The sequence below is a fragment of the Pseudarthrobacter siccitolerans genome (assembly GCF_001046895.1).
GTDB classification, from domain to species: domain Bacteria; phylum Actinomycetota; class Actinomycetes; order Actinomycetales; family Micrococcaceae; genus Arthrobacter; species Arthrobacter siccitolerans.
In genome coordinates this window covers 68,748-95,117 of the sequence record NZ_CAQI01000024.1, presented here as the reverse complement: position 1 = coordinate 95,117, position 26,370 = coordinate 68,748, and the positions used below count along the sequence as shown (strand labels likewise).

Annotated in this window: 26 protein-coding genes and 1 riboswitch; of the genes, 13 read left to right on the top strand and 13 right to left on the bottom strand. The window is 64.6% G+C overall.

Annotated elements, in window-relative coordinates:
- A partial coding sequence (locus tag ARTSIC4J27_RS21950; protein ID WP_152683725.1) for an MFS transporter occupies positions 1-445 on the bottom strand: 445 nt, incomplete at its 3' end.
- 1,364 nt (positions 446-1,809) lie between these two features.
- Between ARTSIC4J27_RS21950 and ARTSIC4J27_RS00470 the strand changes: the two genes are divergently transcribed.
- The gene (locus ARTSIC4J27_RS00470; protein WP_083435224.1) at positions 1,810-2,769 is read left to right on the top strand and encodes an NAD-dependent epimerase/dehydratase family protein; all 960 of its coding nucleotides are present in this window, start codon (positions 1,810-1,812) and stop codon (positions 2,767-2,769) included.
- Between the two features lie 21 nt (positions 2,770-2,790).
- Here ARTSIC4J27_RS00470 and ARTSIC4J27_RS23640 read toward each other — a convergent pair whose 3' ends face one another.
- Complete coding sequence (locus tag ARTSIC4J27_RS23640; RefSeq protein WP_456107064.1) at positions 2,791-3,012, bottom strand: immunity protein Imm33 domain-containing protein; 222 nt, start codon at positions 3,010-3,012, stop codon at positions 2,791-2,793.
- A gap of 234 nt (positions 3,013-3,246) precedes the next feature.
- Between ARTSIC4J27_RS23640 and ARTSIC4J27_RS00465 the strand changes: the two genes are divergently transcribed.
- Entirely contained in the window at positions 3,247-4,443 is a 1,197-nt protein-coding gene (locus ARTSIC4J27_RS00465) for an MFS transporter (protein ID WP_050053243.1), read from the top strand.
- Positions 4,444-4,822: 379 nt separating this feature from the next.
- Here ARTSIC4J27_RS00465 and ARTSIC4J27_RS00460 read toward each other — a convergent pair whose 3' ends face one another.
- Positions 4,823-6,052, bottom strand: coding sequence for a glutamate--cysteine ligase 2 (locus ARTSIC4J27_RS00460; protein ID WP_050053242.1), 1,230 nt, complete (start codon positions 6,050-6,052; stop codon positions 4,823-4,825).
- Positions 6,053-6,119: 67 nt separating this feature from the next.
- Positions 6,120-7,643 (bottom strand): UDP-N-acetylglucosamine 1-carboxyvinyltransferase, encoded by a 1,524-nt coding sequence (locus ARTSIC4J27_RS00455; protein WP_050053241.1) that lies wholly within the window; start codon positions 7,641-7,643, stop codon positions 6,120-6,122.
- Between the two features lie 178 nt (positions 7,644-7,821).
- On the opposite strand from ARTSIC4J27_RS00455, the gene ARTSIC4J27_RS00450 reads away from it, so the two are divergent.
- Positions 7,822-8,649: a glycoside hydrolase family 25 domain-containing protein gene (locus ARTSIC4J27_RS00450; RefSeq protein ID WP_050053240.1), complete on the top strand. Its 828-nt coding sequence runs from the start codon at positions 7,822-7,824 to the stop codon at positions 8,647-8,649.
- 64 nt (positions 8,650-8,713) lie between these two features.
- On the opposite strand, the gene ARTSIC4J27_RS00445 is transcribed toward ARTSIC4J27_RS00450, so the two are convergent.
- Genes ARTSIC4J27_RS00445 through ARTSIC4J27_RS00435 form a run of 3 tightly spaced genes read right to left on the bottom strand, consistent with a single transcriptional unit; the run spans position 8,714 to position 11,687 of the window.
- Complete coding sequence (locus ARTSIC4J27_RS00445) at positions 8,714-9,514, bottom strand: energy-coupling factor transporter transmembrane component T family protein (protein WP_050053239.1); 801 nt, start codon at positions 9,512-9,514, stop codon at positions 8,714-8,716.
- On the bottom strand, positions 9,511-11,064 hold the full coding sequence (locus ARTSIC4J27_RS00440; protein ID WP_050053238.1) for an ABC transporter ATP-binding protein: 1,554 nt from the start codon (positions 11,062-11,064) through the stop codon (positions 9,511-9,513). The genes ARTSIC4J27_RS00445 and ARTSIC4J27_RS00440 overlap by 4 nt, the downstream gene beginning before the upstream one ends.
- Positions 11,064-11,687, bottom strand: coding sequence for an ECF transporter S component (locus ARTSIC4J27_RS00435; protein ID WP_050053237.1), 624 nt, complete (start codon positions 11,685-11,687; stop codon positions 11,064-11,066). Before ARTSIC4J27_RS00435 ends, ARTSIC4J27_RS00440 begins: the two co-directional genes overlap by 1 nt.
- A 59-nt stretch (positions 11,688-11,746) precedes the next feature.
- Positions 11,747-11,887, bottom strand: a riboswitch (TPP riboswitch).
- 73 nt (positions 11,888-11,960) lie between these two features.
- Here ARTSIC4J27_RS00435 and ARTSIC4J27_RS00430 point away from each other — a divergent pair.
- The 7 genes from ARTSIC4J27_RS00430 to ARTSIC4J27_RS00400 all read left to right on the top strand — a co-directional run bounded on the left by ARTSIC4J27_RS00430 (position 11,961) and on the right by ARTSIC4J27_RS00400 (position 16,120).
- Positions 11,961-12,503 carry a heme-degrading domain-containing protein gene (locus ARTSIC4J27_RS00430; protein WP_083435223.1) on the top strand — a complete coding sequence of 181 codons (543 nt, stop codon included), beginning with the start codon at positions 11,961-11,963 and terminating at the stop codon, positions 12,501-12,503.
- Between the two features lie 42 nt (positions 12,504-12,545).
- Positions 12,546-12,755: a hypothetical protein gene (locus ARTSIC4J27_RS00425; protein ID WP_050053236.1), complete on the top strand. Its 210-nt coding sequence runs from the start codon at positions 12,546-12,548 to the stop codon at positions 12,753-12,755.
- An 80-nt stretch (positions 12,756-12,835) separates the two neighbouring features.
- Positions 12,836-13,360, top strand: a complete 525-nt coding sequence (locus ARTSIC4J27_RS00420) for a DUF4383 domain-containing protein (RefSeq protein WP_050053235.1) — start codon at positions 12,836-12,838, stop codon at positions 13,358-13,360.
- Between the two features lie 53 nt (positions 13,361-13,413).
- Positions 13,414-14,475, top strand: coding sequence for an iron-containing redox enzyme family protein (locus ARTSIC4J27_RS00415; RefSeq protein WP_050053234.1), 1,062 nt, complete (start codon positions 13,414-13,416; stop codon positions 14,473-14,475).
- Positions 14,472-15,548: a glycosyltransferase gene (locus ARTSIC4J27_RS00410; RefSeq protein WP_050053233.1), complete on the top strand. Its 1,077-nt coding sequence runs from the start codon at positions 14,472-14,474 to the stop codon at positions 15,546-15,548. Before ARTSIC4J27_RS00415 ends, ARTSIC4J27_RS00410 begins: the two co-directional genes overlap by 4 nt.
- Positions 15,545-15,760, top strand: a complete 216-nt coding sequence (locus ARTSIC4J27_RS00405; protein ID WP_050053232.1) for a CDGSH iron-sulfur domain-containing protein — start codon at positions 15,545-15,547, stop codon at positions 15,758-15,760. The genes ARTSIC4J27_RS00410 and ARTSIC4J27_RS00405 overlap by 4 nt, the downstream gene beginning before the upstream one ends.
- A gap of 96 nt (positions 15,761-15,856) precedes the next feature.
- Positions 15,857-16,120: a DUF4235 domain-containing protein gene (locus ARTSIC4J27_RS00400; protein ID WP_050053231.1), complete on the top strand. Its 264-nt coding sequence runs from the start codon at positions 15,857-15,859 to the stop codon at positions 16,118-16,120.
- Positions 16,121-16,195: 75 nt separating this feature from the next.
- On the opposite strand, the gene mnhG is transcribed toward ARTSIC4J27_RS00400, so the two are convergent.
- The 6 genes from mnhG to ARTSIC4J27_RS00370 are packed head-to-tail and all read right to left on the bottom strand — an operon-like array spanning position 16,196 to position 22,567.
- On the bottom strand, positions 16,196-16,606 hold the full coding sequence (gene mnhG, locus ARTSIC4J27_RS00395) for a monovalent cation/H(+) antiporter subunit G (RefSeq protein WP_050053230.1): 411 nt from the start codon (positions 16,604-16,606) through the stop codon (positions 16,196-16,198).
- Positions 16,596-16,874: a monovalent cation/H+ antiporter complex subunit F gene (locus ARTSIC4J27_RS00390; RefSeq protein ID WP_050053229.1), complete on the bottom strand. Its 279-nt coding sequence runs from the start codon at positions 16,872-16,874 to the stop codon at positions 16,596-16,598. The genes mnhG and ARTSIC4J27_RS00390 overlap by 11 nt, the downstream gene beginning before the upstream one ends.
- Positions 16,871-17,416 carry a Na+/H+ antiporter subunit E gene (locus tag ARTSIC4J27_RS00385; RefSeq protein WP_050053228.1) on the bottom strand — a complete coding sequence of 182 codons (546 nt, stop codon included), beginning with the start codon at positions 17,414-17,416 and terminating at the stop codon, positions 16,871-16,873. The genes ARTSIC4J27_RS00390 and ARTSIC4J27_RS00385 overlap by 4 nt, the downstream gene beginning before the upstream one ends.
- Positions 17,413-19,017 carry a Na+/H+ antiporter subunit D gene (locus ARTSIC4J27_RS00380; RefSeq protein ID WP_050053227.1) on the bottom strand — a complete coding sequence of 535 codons (1,605 nt, stop codon included), beginning with the start codon at positions 19,015-19,017 and terminating at the stop codon, positions 17,413-17,415. Before ARTSIC4J27_RS00380 ends, ARTSIC4J27_RS00385 begins: the two co-directional genes overlap by 4 nt.
- Positions 19,014-19,535 carry a Na(+)/H(+) antiporter subunit C gene (locus ARTSIC4J27_RS00375; RefSeq protein ID WP_050053226.1) on the bottom strand — a complete coding sequence of 174 codons (522 nt, stop codon included), beginning with the start codon at positions 19,533-19,535 and terminating at the stop codon, positions 19,014-19,016. Before ARTSIC4J27_RS00375 ends, ARTSIC4J27_RS00380 begins: the two co-directional genes overlap by 4 nt.
- A complete protein-coding gene (locus ARTSIC4J27_RS00370; protein ID WP_050053252.1) occupies positions 19,532-22,567 on the bottom strand; it encodes a Na+/H+ antiporter subunit A in 3,036 nt (1,011 codons plus the stop codon). Before ARTSIC4J27_RS00370 ends, ARTSIC4J27_RS00375 begins: the two co-directional genes overlap by 4 nt.
- 196 nt (positions 22,568-22,763) lie before the next feature.
- On the opposite strand from ARTSIC4J27_RS00370, the gene ARTSIC4J27_RS00365 reads away from it, so the two are divergent.
- From ARTSIC4J27_RS00365 to ARTSIC4J27_RS00355, 3 genes are all read left to right on the top strand, one after another.
- Positions 22,764-24,167, top strand: coding sequence for an MFS transporter (locus tag ARTSIC4J27_RS00365; RefSeq protein WP_050053225.1), 1,404 nt, complete (start codon positions 22,764-22,766; stop codon positions 24,165-24,167).
- Between the two features lie 101 nt (positions 24,168-24,268).
- Positions 24,269-25,369 (top strand): Gfo/Idh/MocA family protein, encoded by a 1,101-nt coding sequence (locus tag ARTSIC4J27_RS00360; RefSeq protein ID WP_050053224.1) that lies wholly within the window; start codon positions 24,269-24,271, stop codon positions 25,367-25,369.
- Complete coding sequence (locus tag ARTSIC4J27_RS00355) at positions 25,366-26,370, top strand: DUF6807 domain-containing protein (RefSeq protein ID WP_083435222.1); 1,005 nt, start codon at positions 25,366-25,368, stop codon at positions 26,368-26,370. The genes ARTSIC4J27_RS00360 and ARTSIC4J27_RS00355 overlap by 4 nt, the downstream gene beginning before the upstream one ends.

Genomic DNA, 26,370 nt, shown 5'->3' with positions numbered 1-26,370 from the left:
CCGCCATCACGAGCGAGAGCCCCAATGAAACAATCCGGACTTGGCGTGCAGTAGCACGTGGCCGCAGGAGTCCCCAGCTCAGTGGGAGGGTAACAGCGAAACCCAAAAGGAACCGGCCCGCTACAAGAGGCCAAAAACCATCACCTGTCGCAGCCAACGCGCATCCCAGCAGAGCCAGGACGGTCAGCGTGATAAGGACCTTGCGATGCCCATAGATGTCACCCATACGTGCAGTAAGGCCAACAGAGATGGCACTGCCGACCATCATGGCGTTAAGGACCCACCCGATTTCCGACCCAGACAGGCCGGACTCAGCCGCCATCACCCCCACCAGCGGAGGGAGAGTGCCCCACTGAATGTCCACGGTTACACCGCCGAGCAAGACCAGTGCAACTAACGATGTGAACCGACCGGCACGAGCCTCGGCCGATAGAGATTGTGTCATCTTTGACCACCTGTGTTTTTGGACCCAGAAATCTCTGGAGTCATCATTTTTGAGTCAATGGCGCAACAAGCTTCTGCGCGTGCAGTTCGAGCGTTCAGTGGCCAGCAAACTTGTGAGCGCCACAATTTGAGCGCTCAATATAGAACGGTAAAGTGATCTAGATCTCTTGTCAATATCTCTTCTGCCAGCCTGGGGGTGGGCGTCGATCAGATCAGCCCCAGTCGGCCGTGCGACAAGCAGCGAGGCCCAGTCCTAGCAGGGCTAACGCTTCTAACCGCAGCCGCAGTCATCGTACTCACGCCGCGAAGCCTTGAGCCTTCATATGCTGGGAAATCGACGTAACCAGTGGTCAATATAGTTGAAGAAGTTGTACTAGAGGACAAATCCATCAATTGAAGGTGGACGTTGCCGTGAGCCGGGGGCAGCAACCGACCATCCTCGGTATTGCATACGGAAAGGACGTCGATGTGGCTGGAAACTTCTAGACGAACGGTCCCGGGGCCTCGGAAGACCGCCGGCTCAAAGTCTTCGTTCACCGGTGGGCGTCTGCGAAGCAAAGTCCCTCGGCCACTCGTCAGGCTAGGGAACACCCCAACCTGACGTCAGGCAGCAAGGAAAAGAGCGTCAGAATAGGGTCGGTACCTTGCCCACGGGTATCCGATGCGAACTGCTGCATTGTGCAGACACTGCACCGACATGGCCCGGCCGTTCCCTCTCAGAGCTGGCCTAGCGGCTGGGTCCGCTTTTACCTCGTTCAGCGCCCACTGCGGCCCCGGTATGGGTCTTTCTGGCTTTGGCTGCGCCTTTGCCCATGGTCACGGCTGCACTGGGGTGTGTGCCCTCGCTTCGCTCTGCGGCGGCCCGCCCTTTGACTTGGGTTTCGTTGGCGCCCGTCGTGGCCAGGACGCGGCGAATGCTTCTTGGCGTTCTGCTGAGCCGTAGTCCGCGGCAGACGCGCTTTCGTCCTTCAGGTCCTGGTCTTTTAGTCGGCTGCTGTCATTGCCGGTGACGGGGTAAAAAGCCACCGACGGAGGCGATCGGCGGGTAAAACGAGCAGAGTTTCCGCAGCCCCATGCCGTTGATCCCAAGGGCCCCATTCAGGATGCGTCGGTCGACCGCATTAGCTTGGCGGAAAAGATTGACATCGTATCCAGCGCTGCGTATCGTCTTGGTCGTCGCCCCTGGCCGCTGACTCTTGCGGCGACTGTGTCAGGCTGATAACCGGCCCTCGACAGGAAATGTCAACGGTGAACGGTTCCTTACAAAATTGAGCGCGAATGAAGCATGAGTCCATCGCCGTATCGAATCGAATTGACGGGGTGCTACCGAGTGGCAGTTTCTGCATACAGCAAGGGAGGCTCTAGGTGACGAACAGTATTCTCGTTACGGGTGGCACTGGGCAGATCGGTGCGGAAGTCGTTCGACAGCTTGTAGGACTAGGCCATCGGGTAGTCGTGCTGGACTTCAAAGTCAACAGGGCCAATATCGCGGATGTCATTGACGATGTTGTGGTGATAGAGGGTGACATTACTGATCTCTCCTTCTTGATGAAACTCGCTCGACGCGAAAATGTCACTCGAGTGCTGCATCTGGCCGCATACCTGGCGGTTGAGTCCAATGCGAATCCGATGCGTACAATCCACGTGAACATCATTGGTTCGGGAAATGTTCTGGATACTGCTGTAGCCCTCGACATGGAGCGCGTTTGCTACGCCAGCACTGTCTCCGTCTTGGGACCCCAGGGGATGTATGGAGACTCGCTGGCAACGGAGAATTCACCCGCTTCACCGATGCATCTGTACGGCGCCAGCAAGCGAACTGTTGAAATTACCGCTGACGCCTATCGGAATCTTTACGGCCTGGATGTAGTAGGTATCCGGCCTGTTCTCGCATACGGGATGGGCCGCTACACGGGTGGTATGGGGGGCTTTAACTCAATGATCCGTGACGTGGCACTCGGCCGCCCCACGGTATTGAACATGACCAAGGATTTGTCGAGTCGGATCCAGCTGATCTACAACGCTGACATGGCCCGCGCCTTTGTGGCGGCTATGGTCGGCCCCTCCACACCGCTGTCGCTCTACAACGCCCCAGTAGTGGACACGATCACTTGGCAGGATGTCATTAACACACTTCAAGAGTTGATTCCTGGTGCACGCATCTCTCACGAAGCTCCTTCCGGAGGTTGGGACACGGCGCTAGTCGACGGCAGTGCGGCTCAACGCGATCTGGGCGTGATACCGCAGACCGATTTCCGCGCCGGCGCGGCCGAGATGATTGCACTATTCCGCGAACAGGAATCGAAAACATTTCCCGTAGCGTGACGTGGCCCTCGACAACTGACGCTAGAGCCTGAAGGTCCTGATATAGCAATTACCGTTCGGCTGGGCATAATGCAGCTGACGTGTGCCAAGGCTGGAAAAGTCATCATCCGCCAAAAGTTCGCCCGTCCAGACGTACCACCCACTTGTACCATCAGCGGGTGGGTGGCGAAGCCCGTGCACGGGCCAATCCCAGTCGTTCGAGATTAGGGGTCTTGACGCACCGAGCACGTCATTTCTGTTCATCTGCGGCATAGCGCCATTCTTCCTGAAAACCATAACCGCAGGCGGAATCTACTCGTCCCACATCAACAGACTGCTACGTCCCACGTATCAGCGGTAATCGGCTCAGCCAAGCCAATTAGGCATCGTATGCAAAGAAGTATTGGGTTCGAATCCAATTTCCGGCCCGGGATCATGTAAGCTGGCACTCCGCTCACCACCTCCGGTGACGCGGACTTCCGGCGGAAGGGTGCAGGCGTGGCAAAGGGTGAACCGAAGCTGTGGTCAACAGGCTTCGTCCTCGCTTCCGCTGTCAATTTCTGCATCACCCTGGTTTTCTACCTGCTGATGACGATGATGGCGCTCTTCGCTGTTGAGCAGTTCAACGCTTCCCAGTCCGCAGCCGGCCTCACGGCGAGCTGCTTTGTTCTCGGCGCGGTCTTTGCCCGCATCTTCGCCGGCAAATTCCTGGACTTCGTCGGGAGACGGCGGATGCTTCTGATCGCGCTGGTCGTGTTCGTCATCGCCGGAATTCTCTATATTCCGGCGGACAACCTCATGCTGCTGGTGGTGATCCGGACTGTCCACGGGATGACATTAGGTGCGTCGAGCACGGTCCTCGCGGCATCCATCATCTCGCTGATCCCGGTCCTACGGCGCGGCGAGGGACTCGGGTACTTCGGTATTTCGGCCACCCTGGCCAATGCCATCGGGCCATTTCTCGCTGTCCTGCTCATTGACTCGGTGACGTACGAGGCGGTGTTCGCCGTGAGCTCGGCGTCTGCGGCAGTTGGGCTGATCCTCGCCCTGTTCTTGCGTCTGCCTGAACATCAGCCGACGCCGGAACAGGCCGCCAACAAGTGGCGCATGCGCCCCATCGACATGTTCGAGCCGGCGGCGCTGGCGATGGGCAGCGTTATGTTCGTCGCGGCGATCGGCTTCTCCGGGGTGCTGACATTCCTCAACTCCTTCGCCCAGGCAGAGAACATGGTCGTGGCGGCCAGCGCGTTCTTTCTCGTCTACGCAACCGTCACGCTCATCTCACGCCTCTTCGTCGGCCGGATGCAGGATCGTCTCGGTGACAATGCCGCGATCTACCCGGCGTTGTTCTCCTTCGCTGTTGGCCTCGGCCTTCTCGGGATCTCACCCGACTGGTTCGTTGTGGTGCTCTCCGCCGTGTTCATGGGCTTCGGCTTCGGCAGTCTGTTGCCGAGCGCGCAGGCTATCGCCGTCACCACTTCACCCCGGAACCGGATCGGCGTCGCAACGTCGACGTTCTTCGTGGTGATGGAAACCGGTTTCGGAGTCGGTCCGCTCGTTCTCGGTGTGCTGCTGCCGCTGACCGGCTTCCGCGGCATGTTCGGCGTTCTCGCCGTCGTCACTTTTCTCGCCGGGGTGCTTTATCACTTCGTACACGGCTTCAGGAACGTCAAACCCGCTCACCCAGCCAACTGACCGGGGCGGCCCGGTCCGCGATGGGGCTCGTGCGCATCGGGCGGCGTTCCACTGGCCACCCGGACTCCTGACCCAACCAACCGACGCGACCGGATTCCTGACGCCTGCGCAAGATCCACCCGCAACGGAATCGACTGGATCCATGGACTTCCCGGACTTCAACCCGCCCTTTGCAGAGCCAGTCGATGACAACCTCGAGGATCCCCACGACTTTTCGCCCGACGATCCCATCTGGGACGACTTCTACGCCCACCCCCGAAACTGCCCCAAGACCCGTTCAAGGAGTGGCACCGCTGGCTCAGCGGATCCTCCTCAGTCCCCTGTGGCCTCTCGTTAGGCCTGCCGTTGGGACTGCCGAGGCCTGCCATAAGGTCTGCCGCTAGGACTGCCTGACCCGCAGCAGCTCCGGGGCCTCGTCGGCCGTAGAAAGATTCTGGGCCCCGCGCATGGTGACCTCCACTGCGTGCCTGACGACCGCGCCGAAACCCAGGTCATTTTGTTCCACGGCGGCCAGGGTCCTGTCCCGGACACGGCGCTGTTCAGCTGCCCCTGTTCCGCGCGCAATCACGTCCTCCACCCCTTGCCGGGCCAAGGAAAGTTCGCCCTGCTCCTGCAGTACCGGGGCAAGATAGTCAACCAGTGAACGCACAACATCCGCGGCACGCGCCGGCCGGAACGTCCCAAAGTCGAGGAGTTCGCCGCCAAGGCCTGCACTGCTTGCCTGCCATGACGCCATCCGCAAAAGTACCGTGGGCACGGGAGCGGGATCCACGCCGTCGCGCCATTCACGGCTGGCGGTCTCTACGAGAGCCCGCACCAGGACAGCGATCAGCGCGGCATCCTCCGCCCGGAGGCAAACGTCTGCAACCCTTACCTCCACGGTGGGATGGTTGCGTGACAGGCGGGCGTCGAAGTACAGCATCCCTTCATCCAGCATCACGCCGCTGTCCAGGAGCCGGGCCACTACCCTCCGGTACGCAGAGTAGTTCCCAAAGATTCCGGACGGACCCGCCGTGGGCCACCTGTTCCAGGCCTGTGTACGGTAACTTTCGAAGCCGGTCTGCAAACCGTTCCAGAATGGTGAATTCGCGCTGAGGGCAGTCAGCACGGCAAGTTTGTCGCGAATCCGGTCCAGCACTGCCACGCCCTCATCATGCGACTCGATGTAGGTGTGGACGTGGAAGCCGCAGGTCAATTGCTCCTGCGCAGTCAAGCCAAACCGTTCCAGCATCCGGGCATACCGGGGATCAGGAGTGGTGTGGCTGGACAAGCCGAGCGGTGACGTAGCCAAGGCAGCCACCCGTGCGTTGTTCTTCCGGGCTGCATTGTCCGCAAGCGCCCGCCCCGCCCGGATCTGCTCCAGCAGCTCCGCGTACTCCAGGCAAGGCCGTGTCTGCGTCTCTATCTGCTCCAGCTTGAGTTCGGCACTTAGGCCCATCTCGTCGTCGTCGAAGACTGTTTTGTCCTGGTTGTCCAGTGCATGGGGGTCATCAGGGGCGTCGTCGGCTGCCATGCGCCGCCCGGACAGCAGCGCATCAGCCAAGGCCAGCGGTTCACCGCTCTCCGGATCAACGATCAGGAGTTCTTCCTCGACGCCGAAAGTACGCATACTCACATTCTGCGACAGAGCAGCGCCTTTTGAGGGCCTTCAACACTTCATGACGAAGCGTGAATGGTCAGTCCTGGAAGTACTCCACCCTGGCCCCGATGGTGTTGAGCCGCTCTGCCAGGTCCTCATAACCGCGTTCGATAACGTAGATGTTCCGCAGCTCGGATACCCCCCTCGCCGCCAGCATTGCCAGCAACAGGCAGGCCGCGGGGCGAAGGGCCGGCGGGCAGCCAACCTCCGCCGCGCGCCACTTGGTAGGACCGTTGACGTAAATCCGGTGCGGATCCAGCAGTTGAACCTGCGCCCCGAGCCGGTTCAGCTCGGTCAGGTAGATGGCCCGGTTCTCATAGACCCAGTCGTGGATCATGGTCTGGCCGGACGCATTTGCAGCAATTACGGCAAAGAAGGGGAGATTATCGATGTTCAGGCCTGGGAAGGGCATGGGGTGGATCTTGTCCTCGGGAGCACGCAGCTCGGACGGCTTGGTGGTGACATCCACCAGCCGGGTCCGGCCGTTGCGGGCCATATATTCGCCCGATATTTCCAGCCGCTGGCCCATCTGTTCCAGCGTGGCGAGTTCGATCTCCATGAACTCGATGGGCACCCGGCGGATGGTCACCTCGGAATTAGTGACGATTCCTGCGGTGATGAGGCTCATGGCCTCGATGGGGTCCTCGGACGGGAAGTATTCGATCTCGGCGTTGATCATGGGACGGCCGGTGATCTTCAACGTGGTGGTGCCGACGCCGTCGATGCTTACACCGAGCATCTGCAGGTAGAAGCACAGGTCCTGCACCATGTAGTTGGGGCTGGCATTGCGGATCACCGTGGTCCCCTCCCGGTGCGCCGCTGCCATGATGGCGTTCTCGGTAACGGTATCGCCGCGTTCGGTCAGCACAAAGGAACGGTCACGGGTATCGGCAGATGGTGCCTGGACGGTGTAGAAGCCCTGGGTTGCTTCCACGCTGAGACCGAACTGGCGCAGCGCCTGCATGTGCGGCTCCACGGTGCGGGTGCCGAGATCGCAGCCGCCGGCGTACGGAAGGCGGTAGACGGAGGACTCATCCAGGAGCGGCCCCAGCAGCATGATGACGCTGCGGGTGCGGCGGGCTGCCTCCACGTCCATAGAGCCGAGGTCCAGGACATCCGGCCGGCGGAGCTGAAGGTCAGTGTCGTTGAGCCAGGTGCACTCGACACCGATGCTGGTGAGGACCTCCACGATGCGGTTGACTTCCTCGATCCGGGCAAGGCGGCGAAGAACAGTGGTGCCACGGTTGATGAGGCTGGCGCACAGCAATGCGACGCCGGCATTCTTGCTGCTGTTGACGTCGACTGCACCGGACAGGGTGCGTCCGCCCTCCACGCGGAGGTGCGTCATCTGCGGTTTTCCCACGTTGACAATGCTTCTGCCGAAAATTGTCTCCAGGCGCTGGATCATCTTCAGGCTCAGGTTCTGCTTGCCCTGCTCCATTCTGGCAATGGCGCTCTGACTGGTGCCGAGCTCCGAGGCCAGCTGGCCCTGGGTCCAGCCCTTCTCGCTCCGGGCATCCCGAAGCATGGCGGCAACGTGTTCCGTGGTTTCCTGCGTCATGCAGAAAATATATCATAAATGAGTTATGTCGTAGCCTGAGGGGGTGAATGGGCAGTGCGGGAAGCCTCATTACCCACTACATGCGATAGAAATGAAATGCTGCAGCATTCTTGCCCCAGGCCCTGATGCGGGGGAAACTTGGAAGACTTCTTCCTTCAGTGACCATGGAGGTGGCGCGGTGCGGACACTACAGGGTACGCGATCGCTTGCCGTCCGGGCTGTTTTCCTGCTGGCGGCCCTGCTCCTGGTGGCTGCTGGGCCAGCTGCCGCAGCGCCGTCGCCGGGCGAGGGCACGCAGTCACTCCTTGGCAATGACGTGTCCTGGCCGCAGTGCGGCAAGGACCTTCCCAAAGGCCAGGCGTTCGGAATCGTGGGTGTCAATAACGGCCTGGCCAACACCACCAACCCCTGCCTCACTGAGCAGCTCAAATGGGCGGCAGGCTCATCCGGCGCCGCTGAGCAGCCAAAGGTTTCCCTGTATGTCAACACGGCCAACCCCGGCAAGGCCGGCTCATGGTGGCCCACCAGTGACGAGTATCCCGTCGGGTCCCCGGTCCATAACCCCTACGGCTCCTGCAAGGCCAGGGATTACGGCAAGGCTTGCGCCTACATGTACGGCTACGCCAAAGCCTGGGATGACGCCTACATCCGTGGCATCAGCAACCCTTCCGGTTACGTCTGGTGGCTGGACGTGGAAACCGGGAACAGCTGGTCCACCACGGACAAGGATGCCAACCGCGCAGTCCTCGAGGGCATGACCGACTTTTTCAACAGCATCGATGCCGAGGGAGTGGGCATCTATTCGACCGGCTCCCAGTGGAGCCAGATCGTGGGAACCGTCAGCAGCTCAAGCAACCTGTACCGGCTGCCCAGCTGGCTGGCCGGGGCGCGCACCCTCACCGGCGCCAAGGGCAACTGCAACAATCCGCCGCTGACGCCGGGCGGCGACGTCGCGCTCACCCAGTTCGTGTCCCGCGGGTTCGACTACGACTATTCCTGCTCCTGACACAACCTGCAGCCCGGAGACAGTTACCCCGTACTGACCAGCACACGAGGCAGGTTGAGCCCGGTCAGCTCCCCAGCCACACCATGTTCCACGTGCCCGCCCACACGGCAGCCGCACAGGCAGCGCCCGCCATCAGCACCCCGCCGCCCAGCACCCACGCATCCAACCGGCTGTAGGTGGACTCGCGCGCCCAGGTCCGTGTTCCGCCGCCGAAACCGCGGGCCTCCATGGTTACCGCCAGCCGCGACGCGCGCCGGATGGCCTGGACCAGCAGGCCGAAACTTTGCCCCAGCGTCGCCTTCACCCGCTGCAGGACGCTGCCACGGGAGCCCACACCACGGGCACGGCGGGCCATCCCGATGGTCTGCCATTCCTCAGCCAGCAGTCCCACCAGGCGCATGGCCGCCAAGGTCCCCAGCACGAACCGGTGCGGGAGCCTTGCCTTTTGCGCCAGCGCGTCGGCGAGGTCGGTGGGGTCTGTGCAGCTCATCAGCAACACCGCGGGCAGCGCGATCGCCAGCCCGCGCAGCATAAACCCCGCCCCCAGCTCCAGCGAGCCTTCGCTCATGGTCCAGATGCCGACGTCGATCAGCGTCTTTCCGCTGTCCGGTGCCAGGATGGAGGTACTCCAGCCGCCCACGGCCGCTGCGATGATCAGCGGCCAGCCGCGCTGCCAGAGCAGCGTGAGGGTCAGCCCTGCGAGCGGAAACAGCAGGAGTTCACAGGCGAGCGCCACGGAAGCGGACACCCAGTCGATGGAGAGCGCCAGCACTGCGGTCACCAGGAAAACGGCGGCGAACTTGCTCAGGGGGTTGGCCCGGGTCAACAGGGCATGGTTTCCCTGCAGGTTCAGCTCCTGCCTCATGACGCGACCGCCTGCGCCGCAGCCATCCGCAGCTCCGTCCCGCCAAGGGCTGCCGTGAACTCGGCATCATGGGTCACCGACACCACGGCAGTGCCGGCGTCGAGGAGCTCGGTCAGGAAGGAGGCCAGCTCCGCCCAGGTGTTGGCGTCCTGGCCGAACGTTGGCTCGTCCAAAACCAGGACCTGGGGATGCGCGGCCAGGACCGTGGCCACGGAAAGCCGGCGCTTTTCGCCGCCCGAAAGGGTGTACGGATTGGCGTCCACGAGCTCCGTCAGCCGCAAACGTTCCAGCAGTTCGTCCACACGCTCCGTCCCGTGGCCGAGGTGCCGCGGGCCGAACAGGAGTTCATCCAGCACCTTGCCCGTAACGAACTGGTGCTCGGGCTCCTGGAAAACGGTGCCCACCCGCTCGATCAGCTGCTCCGCCTTCCACTGGTAAGGATCAATCCCGGCGCCCCGGCTAAGCGCCAGGGTGGCGGAGACCTTGCCGGCCACGGGCTCCAAAAGACCGGCAAGTGTCAGGGCAAAAGTCGATTTTCCTGCCCCGTTGGGGCCCGTGATGGCGAGCGCCTGCCCGGCGCGGACCTGCGCGCTGATGTCCTGCTGCACCGGCATCGGCGGCAGCTTTCGGAGCCCCTTACGGCGGGCACGTTCACGCGAGACCGCCAGTTGCTCGGCGGCAAGCAGAAGATCGCCCGTCCCCGAAGCCGGCACTGCCGCACGCTGCCGGGTCTCCGGCAGGTAGCCGTGCACCCAGACTCCGGCCGCGACCAGCATGCTCCGGGCCTCGTTGAGCACGCGGTCCGGCGGCCCGTCCAGGAGCACGGCGGGGTCGGTGGACGAACCGGGCTGCAGCACCACAATCCGGTCCACCAGGTCCTTCCACACGGACACCCGGTGCTCCACCACCACCAGGGTTGCCCCGGTCTTGTCCACGCAACGCGCCACGGCGTCGCGGACCTCCAGCACCCCTGCGGGATCCAGGTTGGCGGTCGGCTCGTCGAGGAGAACCAGCCCGGGCCGCATCGCAAGGATGCCGGCCAGCGCCAGCCGCTGTTTCTGCCCGCCGGACAGGGCCGACGTCGGATGGTCCAGCGGCAGGTGTGACAGGCCGACGTCGTCCAGCGCCTCGTGCACGCGGGCCCAGATGTCGTCGCGCGGCACGGCGAGGTTCTCGGCGCCGAAGGCGACGTCGTCACCCACCCGGGAGAGGACCACCTGTGTCTCGGGGTCCTGCTGCATCAGGCCGGCGCGGCCGCGCTGCTCACGGGGGTAGGTTCCGTCAACCAGGAGCGAACCGGTCTCGTCGGATTCGGAGGCCTCGCCGTCGTCGTTAACGTCGCCAAGGACCCCCGCCAAGGCATGGAGAAGGGTGGACTTGCCCGCTCCGGAAGGACCGAGCAGGAGCACCCGCTCCCCCGGCTGGATGTCCAGGTCAAGGGCACGGACCGCAGGCTTGGCACGTCCGGCATGCCTCCAGCCCCAACCGCGGGCGCTGACGGCTGCCGGACGCACCGCAACCGGCGCTCCGTGATGGGAGGGAGCGCTCATCAGGAGAAGACGGGCTCCGTTGCTGCCTTGCGCGAGGCGAACGAGCTCAGGACACCGGTCTTCGCCAGGCCGCGCGTGGCGATCCAGGACAGGGCACCGGCGATGATGGCTCCGGAGATGGCTGTGAAGATGATGTACGCCAGCTTGTCGCCGCCCGAGTAGGCGATGTTCCAGCCCCACGGGGCGAAGGAGTCGTTCAGGCCGCAGAACAGCCCCGCACCGGCACCGGCCAGCAGCGCCACCGGCAGGTTGAACTTCCTGTACACGAAGATGGCGAAGATGATCTCTGCGCCCAGGCCCTGGACAAAGCCGGAGAAGAGCACGGAGGCGCCGTACTGCGAACCCATCAGCAGCTCGCCGGTGGCGGCCACGGTTTCGCAGAACAGCGCCGCGCCCGGCTTGCGGATGATGAGCATGCCCAGCACCGCCGGGATCATCCAGCCGCCGGCGATCAGGCCGGTCAGGGGCGGATAGACGGCGTTCATGGGGGCTGAGACTGCCGCGGCTCCCTGGGACCATGCCCAGAAGATGACGCCGCCGGCGATGGCGATCAGGGCCGCCACTACGATGTCCACGACGCGCCAGGATTTCGTGGTGGTCTTCTTTACTGCTGTTGTTGCCATGCGATCCTCCTGAGGAACAGGAGGGGAAAGTGCGGCAAGGGCACTGACTGCCGTTGCCGGACTTCGAGAACTCGACTCCCTTGCGCCGGTACTAACCGGATCAGGTTCGAGGGTCTGCGGCTGTCCGCACTCTCAGCGCCCACCTGCGGATCCTGGCTTGGCCAGTGATGCCCGACGGCGGCGCTCCCCTGTCGTTAATTGATTCTGTGGGTAGATAAATAGCCCTGCTGGGCGTGGTCCAGTTTACACCGGAGGAGGGGTAGATTGTGGGCCATGACTGCCACTTCGCCGGATATGACTGAGTTCGATCCCGATTCTGATGCCACCCAGCCGGAGGGCTCGCTGCAGGCGCTCATCGCGCGGATTGAGGGCGAAATCCGGGAGCTCCAGTTTCCCCGGTTTTCGATGGACGACGCACTGAACCTGGGACTGCTGCTGGTGGAACTGGGCAAGGAGGACCAGCTACCCATCGCCATCGACATCACCAAGGGCGGCCAGGTCCTGTTCCATGTGGCCCTTCCGGGCGCCACTCCGGACAATGAGTTCTGGATCCGGGCCAAGCAACGCACCGCCGCACGGTACGAGGTCCCGTCCCTGCTGGTGGGGCTGCGCGGACGGCTGCGCGGCGGCAGGATCGAGGACCAGGGCTGGTTCGACCAGACCACGTATGCGGCGCACGGGGGCTCCTTCCCGGTCTACGTGGCAGGGGTGGGTGCCGTAGCCACGGTGACTGTTTCGGGGCTTCCCCAGGTGCAGGACCACAACATGGTGGTCCAGGCCCTGCGCGAAGTCCTCGGCTCGATGGGCGCCGACTGACGCATTCTCTTAGCTGGATAATGCCGGGGCAAGGAGGTGTCCATGAGCGGTCCTGGTGAGGAAAACCAGGTGCGGGCGGCGGTTGATAAAGCCGAGGACGAGATGATCTATATTGGCCCGGACCACCCCTACTATCCCCTGCTCGCCGAACTTGTGGCCGCCGTCGGGAAGGCCTGGCAGCAGGGATACGAGCAGGGCCGGCATGGCGGGGCCCACGCCAACCCCTATACCTGGAACAGCCCGGACGCGTAAACGCAGGGTAGGAAGCGTGCTTAGCTTTTATTAGTAATCATGCTTACTATGTTGTTCCCGGCTTTAGAGGAGTACAGGTTATGGCGGTCAGCACCCGCGGCACCGAAGCGAGGACGGGCCTGCAGAAGGCCACCCTTGCCACGGGCACTGTTTTCCTGCTGGTTGGAATCCTGGGATTCATTCCGGGCATCACCGTCAATTTCGATTCCCTGGCCTTTGCCGGACCCGGCTCCAAGGCAGAGCTGTTCGGGATCTTCCAGGTGTCGGTACTGCACAACGCCATCCACCTCTTGTTTGGCATAGCGGGCCTCGTGATGGCCAGGACGCACCGGCAGGGGCGGAATTTCCTCATCTACGGGGGCGTCGCTTACCTGTTCCTCTGGCTGTACGGCCTGTTGATGGGCGACGACCTGCCGGCGAACTTCCTTCCCGAGAACAATGCGGACAACTGGCTGCACCTCGCATTGGGACTGGCCATGATCGCCCTTGCCGTCCTGCTGTCACCCAAGACCGTTCCTGGCACAAAGACCTTTCCCGGCAGTCGGGACCGGGACCGCGCGGCCCGGGACCCGGGCACCGACGCCGACGAGCACAACAAGACCTGACCACCACCGAAACCCGCTGTCGACGACGCAGCAATGCCGCCCAAAGGAGCATCATGAAGATCCCGGAACCTCGAGGTCCCCTCACCAGCACCCTCTTTCGGGCACTCGCCTGTACGCCCGGCAGCGACGAGGGTGCCGCCGCCATCGAGGAACTGCGCCTGCTGGCGGCACCCCGCGTGACGGCATCCGCTGACATCATTGGTGACGACGACGTCCAGCTGGCCCTCTTCTGCCTCTACGAACTGCACTACTCCGGGCTGGAAGGCATCAGTGATGAGTGGGAGTGGGAACCGGGGCTGATCCAGGTCCGCCGCCTGATGGAGCGGCCGTTTGAGGCCGCGCTCCGTGCTGCCGCCGCCTCCACCGCCGGCGGGATCAACGTTCCGCCGGTCGGGGAGCTGACAAGCGATGCCGTGGCGGACATCCTCTTCGGCCTCGCTGCCACCGATACCGGGCCCAGCGTCTCCCGTTTTGTGGCCAAGAAGGCGACGCTGGACCAGCTCAAGGAATTCCTGATCCACAAGTCCATCTACCAGCTCAAGGAAGCGGATCCGCACACTTGGGCCATCCCCCGCCTCACCGGCAGGCCCAAGGCTGCCCTTGTGGAAATCCAGGCCGACGAGTACGGCGGCGGACGCCCCGAACGCATGCACAGCGCACTGTTTGCCCGCACCATGCGGGGGTTGGGCATGGATGACCAGTACGGCGCCTACGTGGACGCGGCCCCCGCCGTCTCGCTCGCCGCGGTGAACATGATGTCCCTTTTCGGGTTGAACCGGCGGCTCCGCGGAGCCATCACCGGGCACCTCGCCATTTACGAGATGACCTCCTCGCAGCCCAACCGGCTGTATGGAAACGGCTTCCGGCGGCACGGCTTCGACGCCGACGTGACCCGCTACTTCGACGAGCATGTGGAGGCCGACGCCGTCCACGAGCAGATCGCCGGGCGCGACCTCGCCGGTGGCCTGGTGGAAGCTGAACCCGGGCTGCTGGCGGACGTCCTGTTCGGCGCGACGGCGGTGATGGCCATCGACGGCAGGATTTCCGCACACCTCATGGCCAGCTGGGAAAACGGAATGACCTCACTGAGGGCGGCCGTACCGGCAGCAGCATGAGCACCCCGTCGGTGGGGCCGTCCGCAGAGTACATCCTGCCCCTGCGCTGGACGGAGGAGTCGGAACGGGATCCGGAGCTGCAGGACCTGGCCGCCTACCTCGGACGGCTTCTTGAGTGGATTCCCGTCATTGTGGTGGACGGCTCCGCCCCTGGCCTGTTCGAGCGGCACCGGGCCGCCTTTCCGCCCGGAGTGCACCACATCCGTCCCGAGCCCGCCGGCGGCGGCCGTGGCGGCAGCGGCGACAGCGCGGCCGGTAATGGCAAGGTGGCAGGCGTCATGACCGGCGTATACGCGTCCACGGCGGAACTGCTGGTGATCGCCGACGACGACGTGCGCTACACGCGCGAGTCGCTCGCCGCCGTCGTCCATCACCTCAGCTCGGCGGACATTGTGCGGCCGCAGAACTACTTTGATCCGCTGCCTTGGCACGCGTGGTGGGATACGTCGCGGACCCTGATCAACCGTGCGTGGTCTGCGGACTACCCCGGCACTCTTGCCGTGCGCAGGAGCGCGCTGATGGCTACCGGCGGCTACGACCCGGTGCTGTTCGAGAACCTTGAACTGATCCGCACCGTCAAAGCGGCAGGCGGCTGCGAAAAAATCGTGCCGGACCTCTTTGTGGCCCGCAGGCCGCCGAAGTTCCGGCACTTCCTCAAGCAGCGCACGCGCCAGGCCTACGACGACTTCACCCAGCCCCGGCGCCTCGCGGCCGAACTTGCCCTGTTCCCGGTGATCGCCTGCGCTGCCCGCCTTCCCGCCGGCCGCCGTCGCACCGCCCTCCTGGCACTGGCGGCAGCGCCGGTCCTGATCGCCGAGACGGGACGACGGCGGCACTCCGGAACGGCGGTTTTCCCCTTCCCCGCCACCCTGTTCGCGCCGCTGTGGATCCTGGAGCGGGCCGCCTGCATCTGGCTTGCCCTGGGGTTCCGGCTCGCCGGCGGTGTGCCCTACGCCGGGACGCGGCTCAAAATTGCGGCCCACTCGGAAGCCGAGCTTCGGCGCCGGCACCACGGCAAGCTCGGCACCCACCACTATTTGAAACCCGACCACGCACCCAAGGAGCAGCCATGAATCAGGAACCCGCCGAAAGTTCAATCGTGGTGTGCCCCGACGGCCCGCTGATTGTCCGGGGCGATTTCGAGATCGTGACCCCGTCCGGAGCCCCGGTCCCGCGGCAGCGCCAGACAGTGGCGCTGTGCCGCTGCGGCGCGTCAGCGATCAAGCCGTACTGCGACGGCACCCACAAAATGATCAAGTTCCGCACGGAACCACCCGCCAGCTGACGCGCCCGCCAGTCGCCCGCCGTCGCTGTGCCGTAGCCGCAGAATGGGCGGTTAGGCTGGGTACAGCCCGTTTTCCGCCCGCAAGGAGTACAAAGAATGAACCTCTTCATCAAGCTGCTCGGTACCGGCATAAGCCTTGGCGCCGGCTTCGTCGGGACCAAGCTGGTCAACACCATCTGGGAAAAGACCACCGGCCGGAAGCCACCCACCGGCAAGGACGAGGATATCCCCACCAGCTTGCAGTCCGCGCTGACGTTCGCGCTGATCTCGGCGTCCGTCAGCACCATCATCCAGGTCCTGGCCAACCGCGGCACCCAGCGGGCCATCACACGGTTCGCCAAGAGCAAAGACATCGTCTGACCAATAGAGTTTTTGGGCAGATATGCGGACTTCCGGGGCCGGATAATCTGCATATCTGGACAAAAACTCCAAGAGTTAGTTCACCTGGCCGTCGCCGGAACCGTCCTCACGGGCGGTTTTGGCGGCGGCTTTCTGCACTACCGCCTCCAGTTCGTCGGCCGTCAGCAGTTCACGGTGCAGGTGCTTGGTGCGGTAGCCGGCCCGGCCCACCATGTGCGCGGACACCGGCACCGTGAGCAGCTGGAAGATCCAGGCCACCACCAGCACCGGCCACACCCACCAGGTGCGCATCTGCAGCCCGATCGCGGCCAGCAACAGGAACAGCCCCAGCACCTGCGGCTTGGTGGCGGCGTGCATGCGGCTCAGAAGATCCGGGAACCGGAGCAGGCCGATCGCGGCGCCCAGCGACATCACCGCGCCCACCACCATAAACACGGCGGAGACAAGGTCGATCCAGAAATCCAGGCCAGTAGCGTCAGGACTCACCCGGCTGCTCCCTTCGGTCTGCCACGAACCGGGCAACAGTGACGGACCCGATGAACCCGATGATGGAGATGCCCGCCACCAGCATCAGGTTGTTCAGGTGCCGGTTCACGGCCATGTCCACGCACAAGGCCCCGCCCAGGATGGCGAGCAGGACGTCTGCGGCCAGCACCCGGTCCAACAGGGACGGGCCGCGGGCGATCCTGATGATCGCGCCGCCGGCGGCAAGCGAGAAGATGACGGCCGTAAGGACCAGGACAGTCTGCATCATGCGGTTGCCTCCGCCCGTACGGTTTCAAGCTCTTCCCGGGTGCCCATGATCCGGATCAGCCCGGCCTCGATGGACCTGACCTCCTGGCGGAAGTTCTCCACGTCCTCAACGGAGTTGATGTTCAAAACGTGCAGGTACAGGGTGGAGGTTGACCGATCCACCTCCACCACCAGCGAGCCCGGAATCAGGGATATGACATGGCCGGTAGCGGTCACCAGCAGATCCTGGTGGCTTCTGAGCGTCACCGCCACCAATGCGTTCTTGACCTGGGGTCCGCGCATCACCGCCAGGTACAGGATCTGGGCACTGGCCACCGCCACCTTGGCCAGGAACATCAGGGCGAACGGCACCGCGTAAAGGATGTTGAAGCGGCCGCTCAGCTCAACCGGCGGGAGGTAGAACAGCCTGGCGACCGCCACGGCCAGCAAGGCGCCGAACAGGAGGTTCCCCGGGCTGAAGTCCTGCCACAGGGCGCCCCAGACAATCACCAGCCAGACCAGGAGCGGTAGTTCCTGGCGCAGCGAAATCCGGCGGCGGCTCATTTTCCTCCTCCTGCCGTCAGGATCATGGGCACTACGGTGTCCTCGCCCAGGACTGCCTGGATGTAGGAAGACCTGTTGAGCATGTCTTGCGCAGCCTGGTCCGAAACCGCAAACAGCGGGCCTGCGAAGACGGTCAGTGCGACGCCAAGAACCACCAGTCCGAGCGTGGAACCCACCATGGTGCGCGGCAGGAGCGTCACGGTGTTGAGCTTGGCGCCCGGCCCGGCGACCCGTACTCCCGGCGTGGCCAGGAGCACGGGGTCCGGGTGCTCGGCGTCCGTGGGCTTGCGCCAGAAGGCGCGGTTCCACACCCTGGCGATGGCCAGCAGCGTCAGGAGGCTGGTGACCACGCCGCCGATGACCAGTGCATAGGCCAGCGGCGTGCCCAGCTCGATGCCCGCCTGCATGAGCCCCACCTTTCCAAGGAATCCGGAGAATGGCGGGATGCCGGCCAGGTTCATGGCGGGGACAAAGAAGAGCAGCGCCAGCAGGGGCGACAGTTTGGCCAGGCCGCCCAGCCTGTCCACGGAGGAACTGCCGCCCCGGCGCTCGATCAGGCCGGTCACCAGGAACAGGCTGGTCTGGATGGTGATGTGGTGGGCCACGTAAAAGACTGCGGCTCCCAGCCCGGCGGTGGAGGACATGGCCAGGCCGAACACCATGTAGCCGATGTGGCTGACCAGGGTAAACGAGAGCAGACGTTTAATGTCGTTCTGTGCCAGCGCACCCAGGATTCCCACCACCATGGTCAGCAGCGCTGCCACCATCAGGGGCGTGTTGAGTGTGTCCCCCGGAAAGAGCAGGGTCTCGGTGCGCACCATCGCGTAGACACCCACTTTGGTCAGCAGGCCCGCGAACACGGCGGTGACCGGAGCCGGGGCCGTGGGGTAGGAGTCAGGCAGCCAAAAGGACAGCGGGAAAACAGCCGCCTTGATGCCGAACGCCACCAGCAGCATCACGTGCAGGAGGGTTTTGGTGCCCTGGTCCAGCTCGCCGAGCTTGATGGCGAGGTCCGCCATGTTCACGGTTCCGGTGGCCCCGTAGACCATGGCGATGGCGATCAGGAACAGCACGGACGACACCACGGACACCACCACGTAGGTCACGCCCGCGCGGATCCGCGGCCCGGTCCCGCCCAGCGTCATCAGCACGTAGCTTGCCGTCAGCAGGATCTCGAAGCCCACGTACAGGTTGAAGAGGTCCCCCGAGAGAAACGCGTTGGAAACTCCGGCCACCAGGATCAGGTACGTCGGGTGGAAGATCGACACCGGCGCGTCGTGGTCGCCGTCGGCCATGCCCTGCCCGGTGGCGTAGACCAGCACGGCGAGGCTCACTGCGGAGGACACCACCAGCATCAGCGAGGAGAACTGGTCCACCACCATCACGATGCCCCACGGCGGCAGCCAGCCGCCGATGGTTACCGCTGCCGTGCCGCCGTCCCACACCGAGGCCAGCAGCAGGCATTCCAGCAGCAGGGTGAGGGACAGCAGGCCAATGCTGACGGCGCGCTGGGCGCGTGAGTGCCGGATCAGCAGGAAGGTCAGGGCGGCGCCCAGGATGGGAAGTACGACGGCGAGCGGGGCAAAGCTTGCGATGTTCACTTTCCGCCTCCTTCCGGGCCAGGGGCCACATTCGTGGAGCCGGGTTTTTCTTCTGCGGCGGCGTGTTCGGCGGGCATCTCACGGCCGCCCGCCATGACCGTCGCCACCGGGAACTCGGACGTTTCGGCCGGGATCTCGGCGTCGTCCTCGGCGTCGAAGCTCGGCGTTACCGCCACGCGGAGGTCTTCCACGTCATCCTGGATCTCATCCTGGCGCGCCAGGACCCAGGTGCGGTAAATGATGCCGAGCATAAAGGCCGTCACGGCAAAGGAGATGACAATGGACGTCAGGATCAGCGCTTGTGGAAGGGGATCGTTGTAGTCCTCCGCGGCCGTCTCCTTTGAATACAGGGGTGCCAGCCCGGCGTAGCCGCCGGTGGCCAGGATCAGCAGGTTGGTGGCGTTGGCGAGGAGCATCAGCCCCAGCAGCACGCGCGTCAGGCTGCGTTCCAGGATGAGGTAGATCCCGCAGGCGTACAGGGCACCCATCACGATCAGGAGGGTCAGGTTTACGCTCATGCTTGGCCCCTCGAGGTGGTCTGGGCCGGGAAGCCTTCCGGCTCCCCGTCGTCGGCCATGTGGCTGGCGGCCGTGTCACTGGCGGGATCGGCGTGCCGCTGTTCAAAGTGCTCGTCGATCTCCGCCCCGAGGCTCCGCAGAACGTCCAGCACCAGGCCCACCACCACGATGTACACGCCGATGTCGAAGATGGTGGAGGTGACGAACTTGATGTCGCCGAACACCGGCAGCCAGAGTTCCACGATGGCCGTCTGGAACACCTGGCCGCCCAGAAGCAACGGCACCGCACCGGACGCGGCCGCCACGGCCAGCCCGATTCCCAGCAGGGCACCGGCACTGACAGGCGTCGCTTCACGCAGTTCAAACCGGCCGCCGGCAAGGTAGCGGATGGTCAACGCGAGCCCTGCCGTCAGGCCGCCGGCGAAACCGCCGCCCGGCAGGTTGTGGCCGGCGAGCAGGAGGTAGAGCGAGAAGATGATCATCGAGTGGAACACCAGCCGGGTAACCACTTCGAAGATGATGGAGCGGCGTTCCGGGGCCAGGGTGCGGCCGGCAACGATCCAGGCGTCGCGTGCTGACGCCGCAAATTTACGGCTGACGGCGAGCGCTGCGGCGTCGCGGGTGCCGGGGTCGATGCCCCTGAGCCGGCCCACGGTGCCCTCCGCGACAGTGGCGGAGTTCTTGATCCGGTCGCCGCGGCCGCGGACGAAGATCAAGCTTGCCACGCCAGTGGCTGCCAGTGCCAGGACGCTGATTTCACCAAAGGTGTCCCACGCCCGGATGTCTACGAGCGTCACGTTGACGATGTTCAGCCCGCCGCCGCCCTCGTAGGCAAGGCGCGGGAATTCCAGGGACACCGGGGTCGCTATCCGGGCACCCATGGCCTGGATCCCGGCGAAGACCATGGTGGCGCCGAAGCCCAGGCCGATGATCACCCGCACCACCCGGTATTTGCCGCCGGTGCGGTCCCGCAGCTCCGGCGGCAGGCTGCGCATCGCCAGCACGAAGGCCACCAGGATGATGGTCTCCACCAGCATTTGGGTCAGGGCAAGGTCCGGCGCACCCTGCAGGGCAAACATCAGGGCAATGCCGTAACCCGTGACCGACACCATGAGGACCGCCAGGAACCGCTTGTTCGCCTTGACGGCGGCCAGGGCGCCGATCACGATGCCCGCAGCCACCACCAGCTGGAGCGGGGAGCCGGGATCAATCAGGTAGATCCCCTCCGGCAGGGGTTTGCCCGCCAGCAGGATGGCCGACAGGGGCAGCACAAAGGCGACGCTGAGGATGACTGCCAGGTAGTAGTACAACGAACCGCGCTGGGTGCGGCCGGTGATCCAGACGGCCACATCGTCGAGCGCGCCGATGGTCAGCTGGTAGGCCTTGTCCGCGTCCACCCATGGCGGCACCAGCGACTGTGCCCGGGCCACGGCATTGCGGCCGAAGTACATCGCCAGGCCAAGCGCAAAGGTCAGGGCAGTCAGCCCCAGCGCCGGAGTGAAGCCATGCCACAGCGCGAGGTGGCCGGCCTGCTCAGCCGGGGTGCCGGCGTCGGGCGCGGTGGAAGCAAACAGCGCCGCGTACGGCTGGATCCATGCGTCAACGGGGACCGGCCACAGGCCGTAGGCGATGGTCAGGACGCTGAGGATGGCAGGCGCGGCCAGGAATGAGGGCCGGATGGCCTTGAAGGGGGTGGGTTCCACGCCCGGCTTCGTGGCAAAGGCCCCCCACATAAAGCGGGCGCTGTACGCGAAGGTGAGGACGGATCCCAGCACCAGTCCCGCGAGAACCAGTGTTCCCCAGGCGTCGGAGCTACCGGAGTGGTGGACGAACGCCTCCAGCACGGATTCCTTGGCCACAAATCCGCCCAGGAGCGGGACACCGGCCATGGACGCGGCGCCGATCGCGGCCACGATGCCCAGGGCCCGTGAGGACCGGAAGACCCCGGAGAGCTTGGTGACATCGCGGGTGCCCGACTGGTGGTCGATGATGCCCACCACCAGGAACAGGGTGGCTTTGAACAGGCCATGGGCCAGCAGCATTGCCAGGCCGGCGAGGGCGGCATCCGGGGTGCCGAGCCCCACCACCATGGTGAGGAAACCCAACTGGCTGACCGTGCCGTAGGCGAGGATGAGCTTGATGTCCGTCTGGCGCAGCGCGCGGTAACCGCCCACCAGCATCGTCGCCAGCCCGAGGCCCAGCACCACCGGCTGCCAGAAGGGCGTTTCGGCGAAGCCCGGCGCAAGCCGGGCCACGAGGTAGATGCCTGCCTTGACCATGGCCGCAGCGTGCAGGTAGGCGCTGACAGGCGTGGGTGCCGCCATGGCGCCGGGAAGCCAGAAGTGGAAGGGGACCAGCGCGGACTTGGTGATGGCGCCCACCAGGATAAGGACGACGGCGGCACTCACCACAGCAGCGGACGTTCCGTTGATCAGCTCCGGCGCCTGCTGGAGGATGGCGGAGATCCGGTAGGTACCCGCGGCGTGCCCGAGCATAATGAGGCCCACCAGCATGGCAAGGCCGCCCGCGGTGGTGACCATCAGCGCCTGCAGCGCGGACCGCCGGGCTGCCAGCCTGGTGCGGGCGAACCCGATCAGCAGGTAGGACAGGATGGTGGTGAGTTCCCAGAAAATGAACAGCAGCAGCAGATCGTCCGCCACCACCAGGCCGAACATTGCCCCGGCAAAGGCCAGGAGCTGGGCCCCGAAGCCGCCGAGGTCCTGGTCCTTTGTCTTGAAGTACCGTGCGCAGTAGACCAGCACCAGCGAGCCGACTCCCAGCACCAGCAGGGACATCACCCAGGCCAGGGCGTCCATCCGGAAAGCGAACTCAAGCTGCAGGCCCGGGATCCACGGCACCACTTCGGCCACCGCGCCCTCCGCGGAGTACACGGGAGCGTGCTGGAACAACAGCCAGGCGAAGGACGCCGCGGGAACCACTGCCAGTGCGTAAAAAGCGTTCCGGCCCCATGCCCTGAAGAGGAACGGCGCAAGCACAGCCACCGAAAAGTGCACGGCAAGGACTGTGATCACTGATATCTCCGCGTTCGTCAGGGATTGGATTGTCAAAAGTTGGAGCAGGCGGTTCATTCGTTAGGTCCGGGAGGGTCCAGTTTACCAAGAGCCGGTACCCATTCTTCCCGGGCTGCTGTATCCTCCCGCCGGTTTTCCCGGTGTCACGGGCGGAAGCTCCGGGTTCTGTTCGCCATGGGCGGATACGATGCATCGTATGAACAGCGCCAGCGCTCCCGGGGCAACGCAGCCGTCCTCCGAACTTGAATCGGGGAACCATGTCACGGGCAAGGGCCGCGTCCTGGCCTGGGCTTCCTGGGACTGGGGTTCGGCGGCCTTCAACGCAGTGATGACCACGTTCGTCTTTACGGTGTATCTCACCTCGAACGCGTTCGGCGGCGAAGACCAGGCCTCGGCGGTCCTGGGCGGCGCTCTTGCCATCGCCGGTTTCGCCATCGCATTGCTGGCCCCGGTCACCGGGCAGCGCTCGGACGCCGGCGGACGGCGCAAGCTGTGGCTGGGAGTCAACACGGCCGCCGTCGCCATCCTTACCGCCCTGTGCTTCTTTGTGTTTCCCCGGCCCGAGTTCCTGCTTCTGGGCGTGTCCCTGATCGCTTTGGGCAACGTGTTCTTCGAGTTCGCGGGCGTGAACTACAACGCGATGCTGGCCCAGATCTCCACGCCCCGGAACATCGGCAAGGTCAGCGGGCTGGGCTGGGGTGCCGGTTACCTGGGCGGGATTGTGGCACTGCTGATTGTCCTGCAGCTGTTCGTCCAGCCGAGCTTCGAATGGTTCGGGGCCTCCACCCAGGACAGCCTGAATATCCGGCTTGTGGCGGTCTTCTCAGCCCTGTGGTTCTTCGTCTTCGCCCTGCCGGTGCTGTTCGCCGTCCCGGAGCTGCCCAGAACCGCGCAGGCCCGGCGGCTGGGTATCGTGGCCAGCTACGGGCTGCTGATCCGGCGGATCAAGGCCATCTACGCCACCAGCCCGCACACCATCTATTTCCTGCTGGCCAGCGCAGTTTTCCGTGATGGCCTGGCAGCGGTGTTTACCTTTGGTGGAATCATTGCCGCGGGCACCTTCGGCTTTGAGCTGCCCCAGGTGATCTTCTTCGCGATCTTTGGGAATGTGGTGGCGGCTGTTGGGGCCATCATCGGCGGCTTCCTCGACGACAAGGCAGGCCCCAAGGCGGTGATCATCGGGTCCTTGATCGGGCTGCTGATCGCCGGAACACTCATCCTGGTGCTGGGTAACGCGACGTATTCCTTCTTCGGCATGGACTGGCAGGGATCCACCACCTTCTGGGTCTTCGGACTCTTCCTGTGCTTGTTTGTGGGCCCGGCACAGTCCTCATCCCGCGCCTACCTGGCGCGCCTTGCCCCGCACGGGGAGTCGGGCGAGCTTTTCGGGCTCTACGCCACCACCGGCCGGGCCGTGAGTTTCCTGGCACCTGCCCTGTTCACCCTCTGCATCGCCGTTGCCACCCCGCTGGCGGCGCCGGGTGAAGCGCAACGCTGGGGCATCCTCGGCATCATGGTGGTGCTCCTGGCCGGGCTCCTGGTCCTGCTGCCTGTGAAGTCCCCGGACAAGGCGCCCATCGCAGTCGTTCCCGCCGCTTAGCCTCCCTGAACACTGCCGGCTGCAGGTCTTGACGGCTGATGTTATCGATCACATACTTGTTCCGGTCGTAAGTTTGAAACCTTTCAAAGACGAGGAGTCCCATGGACCAGCCCCTGCAAAGGCCCCGCGCAGGCATTGTCGGTACGGGCGGCATCGCCCACGCCCACGCTGAAGCCCTGAAGCTGGCGGGTGCAGAACTTGTGGTCGCCGTAGACCTCGACACCACCAGGGCCACTGAATTCGCAGCAACAACGGGCTTCGCCCAAACCGCACCCAGCCTGGCAGCAGCTGCGGAAGCGGGCCTGGACGTCGTGGCGGTGTGCACCCCGCCGTCGTCGCACGCTTCGCTGGCGATCGAAGCCCTCTCCCTTGGCCTGAACGTGGTGCTGGAGAAGCCTCCCGCCCTGTCACTGCGGCAGATGCGGGAACTGCAGGACGCCGAACGCGCCTCCGGAAAGCACGTCAGCTGTATATTCCAGCACCGCTTCGGCAGCCCAGCACGCAAGCTGGCAGCCCTGCAGGAGTCCGGAGCCCTGGGTGCCGCACTCACCGGATTCTGCAACACCCTCTGGTTCCGCAACCAGGAGTATTTCGATGTTCCCTGGCGGGGCCTCTGGGATGTTGAAGGCGGCGGACCCACCATGGGCCACGGAATCCACCAGTTCGACCTCCTGCTGCACCTGTGGGGACCCTGGCAGGAAGTCACGGCCTTCGCCGGCAGGCTTGCGCGCCGTACGGAAACGGAGGACGTCTCCACCGCCATCGTCCGTTTTGAATCCGGCGCCCTGAGCACCATCATCAATTCCGTCATCTCGCCGCGGGAAACCTCCCAGCTCCGCTTTGACTACGAGAACGCCACTGTGGAACTCGAGCACCTCTATGGCTACGACGACTCCCACTGGCGCTTCACCCCTGCCCCCGGACAGGAACATCTTGCCAGCCTCTGGGCAGACGGCTCCCCCGCAACCCCCAGCGGGCACCCGGCGCAGTACAGGTACATCATCGAGGCCATCAGCTCAGGCTCGGTCCCGCCCGTCACCCTCGCCGATGCCTACCCCACCATGGAACTTGCCGCCGCCATCTACGCTTCCGCCATCACGGGCAAGACCGTCCGGCGCGGCGACATCACCGAAGGAAACCCGTTCTTTGACCGCGCCGACGGCCGGCTGGAACCCTGGAAACTCGAAAAGAGCAACGCGTGAACAGTCCCACCGAAGCATTCAGCACCGCAGAGTCCGGCAACCCCAACAGCGCAGGCTCCTCCCCCGGCAGTCCCTTCAGCTGGGCTGACGACGGCGCCGCCGTGGCTGTTTCCCTGGACCGCGTTCCCATCCTGGCCTACACGTACGCGGCCAACGATCCGCAGGTGGAATCGCCGCGGCCCTACTTCCACCCGGTGCGCACCAGGACCGGCGACCTGGTCACCGCGTACCGGCCACACGACCATGTGTGGCACAAGGGCATCGCCTGGTCGCTGCCCCACCTGGGCCCGGACAATTTCTGGGGCGGTCCCAGCTACCGGCGCGGGCAGGACTACCAGTGGCTGCCCAACAACGGCGCCATGCGGCACCGGGAACTCCGCAAGGTAACGGACGACGGCGGGCGGTTCAGTTTCTCCCACACGCTGCAGTGGATCACCCAGCAGGGAACCGTGGTGGTCGAGGAAGAGCGGACCTTCGAGGTGGTGCCGGGCTCTGACACCAGCTACGTCCTGGTTTTCGATTCGGCCATGACCAACGTGTCCGGCGAGGACATCCACATCGGCTCGCCCACCACGGAGGGGCGGGACAACGCCGGGTACGGCGGCCTGTTCTGGCGCGGACCGCGGTCCTTCGCCGGGGGCGCAATCATCGGACCCGGCGGCGCCACGGGCGAAGAGTTGCGCGGGCAGCGGGCACCGTGGCTTTCCTTCGTGGGCCAACACGACGAGACGTGCCGGTTCTCCACCGTGGTGATGGTGGACCAGCCCGGCAGCGAACACGGCGAGCCCGAATGGTTTGCCCGGTCCGAGCCTTTCGCCTGCATGGGCCCGGCACCGTTCTTCAGCCAGGAAGTCCTGTTCAAGGCGGGTTCCACGCTCCGCTACCGGTACGGCGTCGTCATCGCTGACGGGGAGTCGGATGCCGTCCGGGCCGAAGCCCTGGCAGCCACAGCCCGCGAAGTCCTGGCCGGGGCGCCCGCCTCCCCGGCGGCAGGGCGGTGA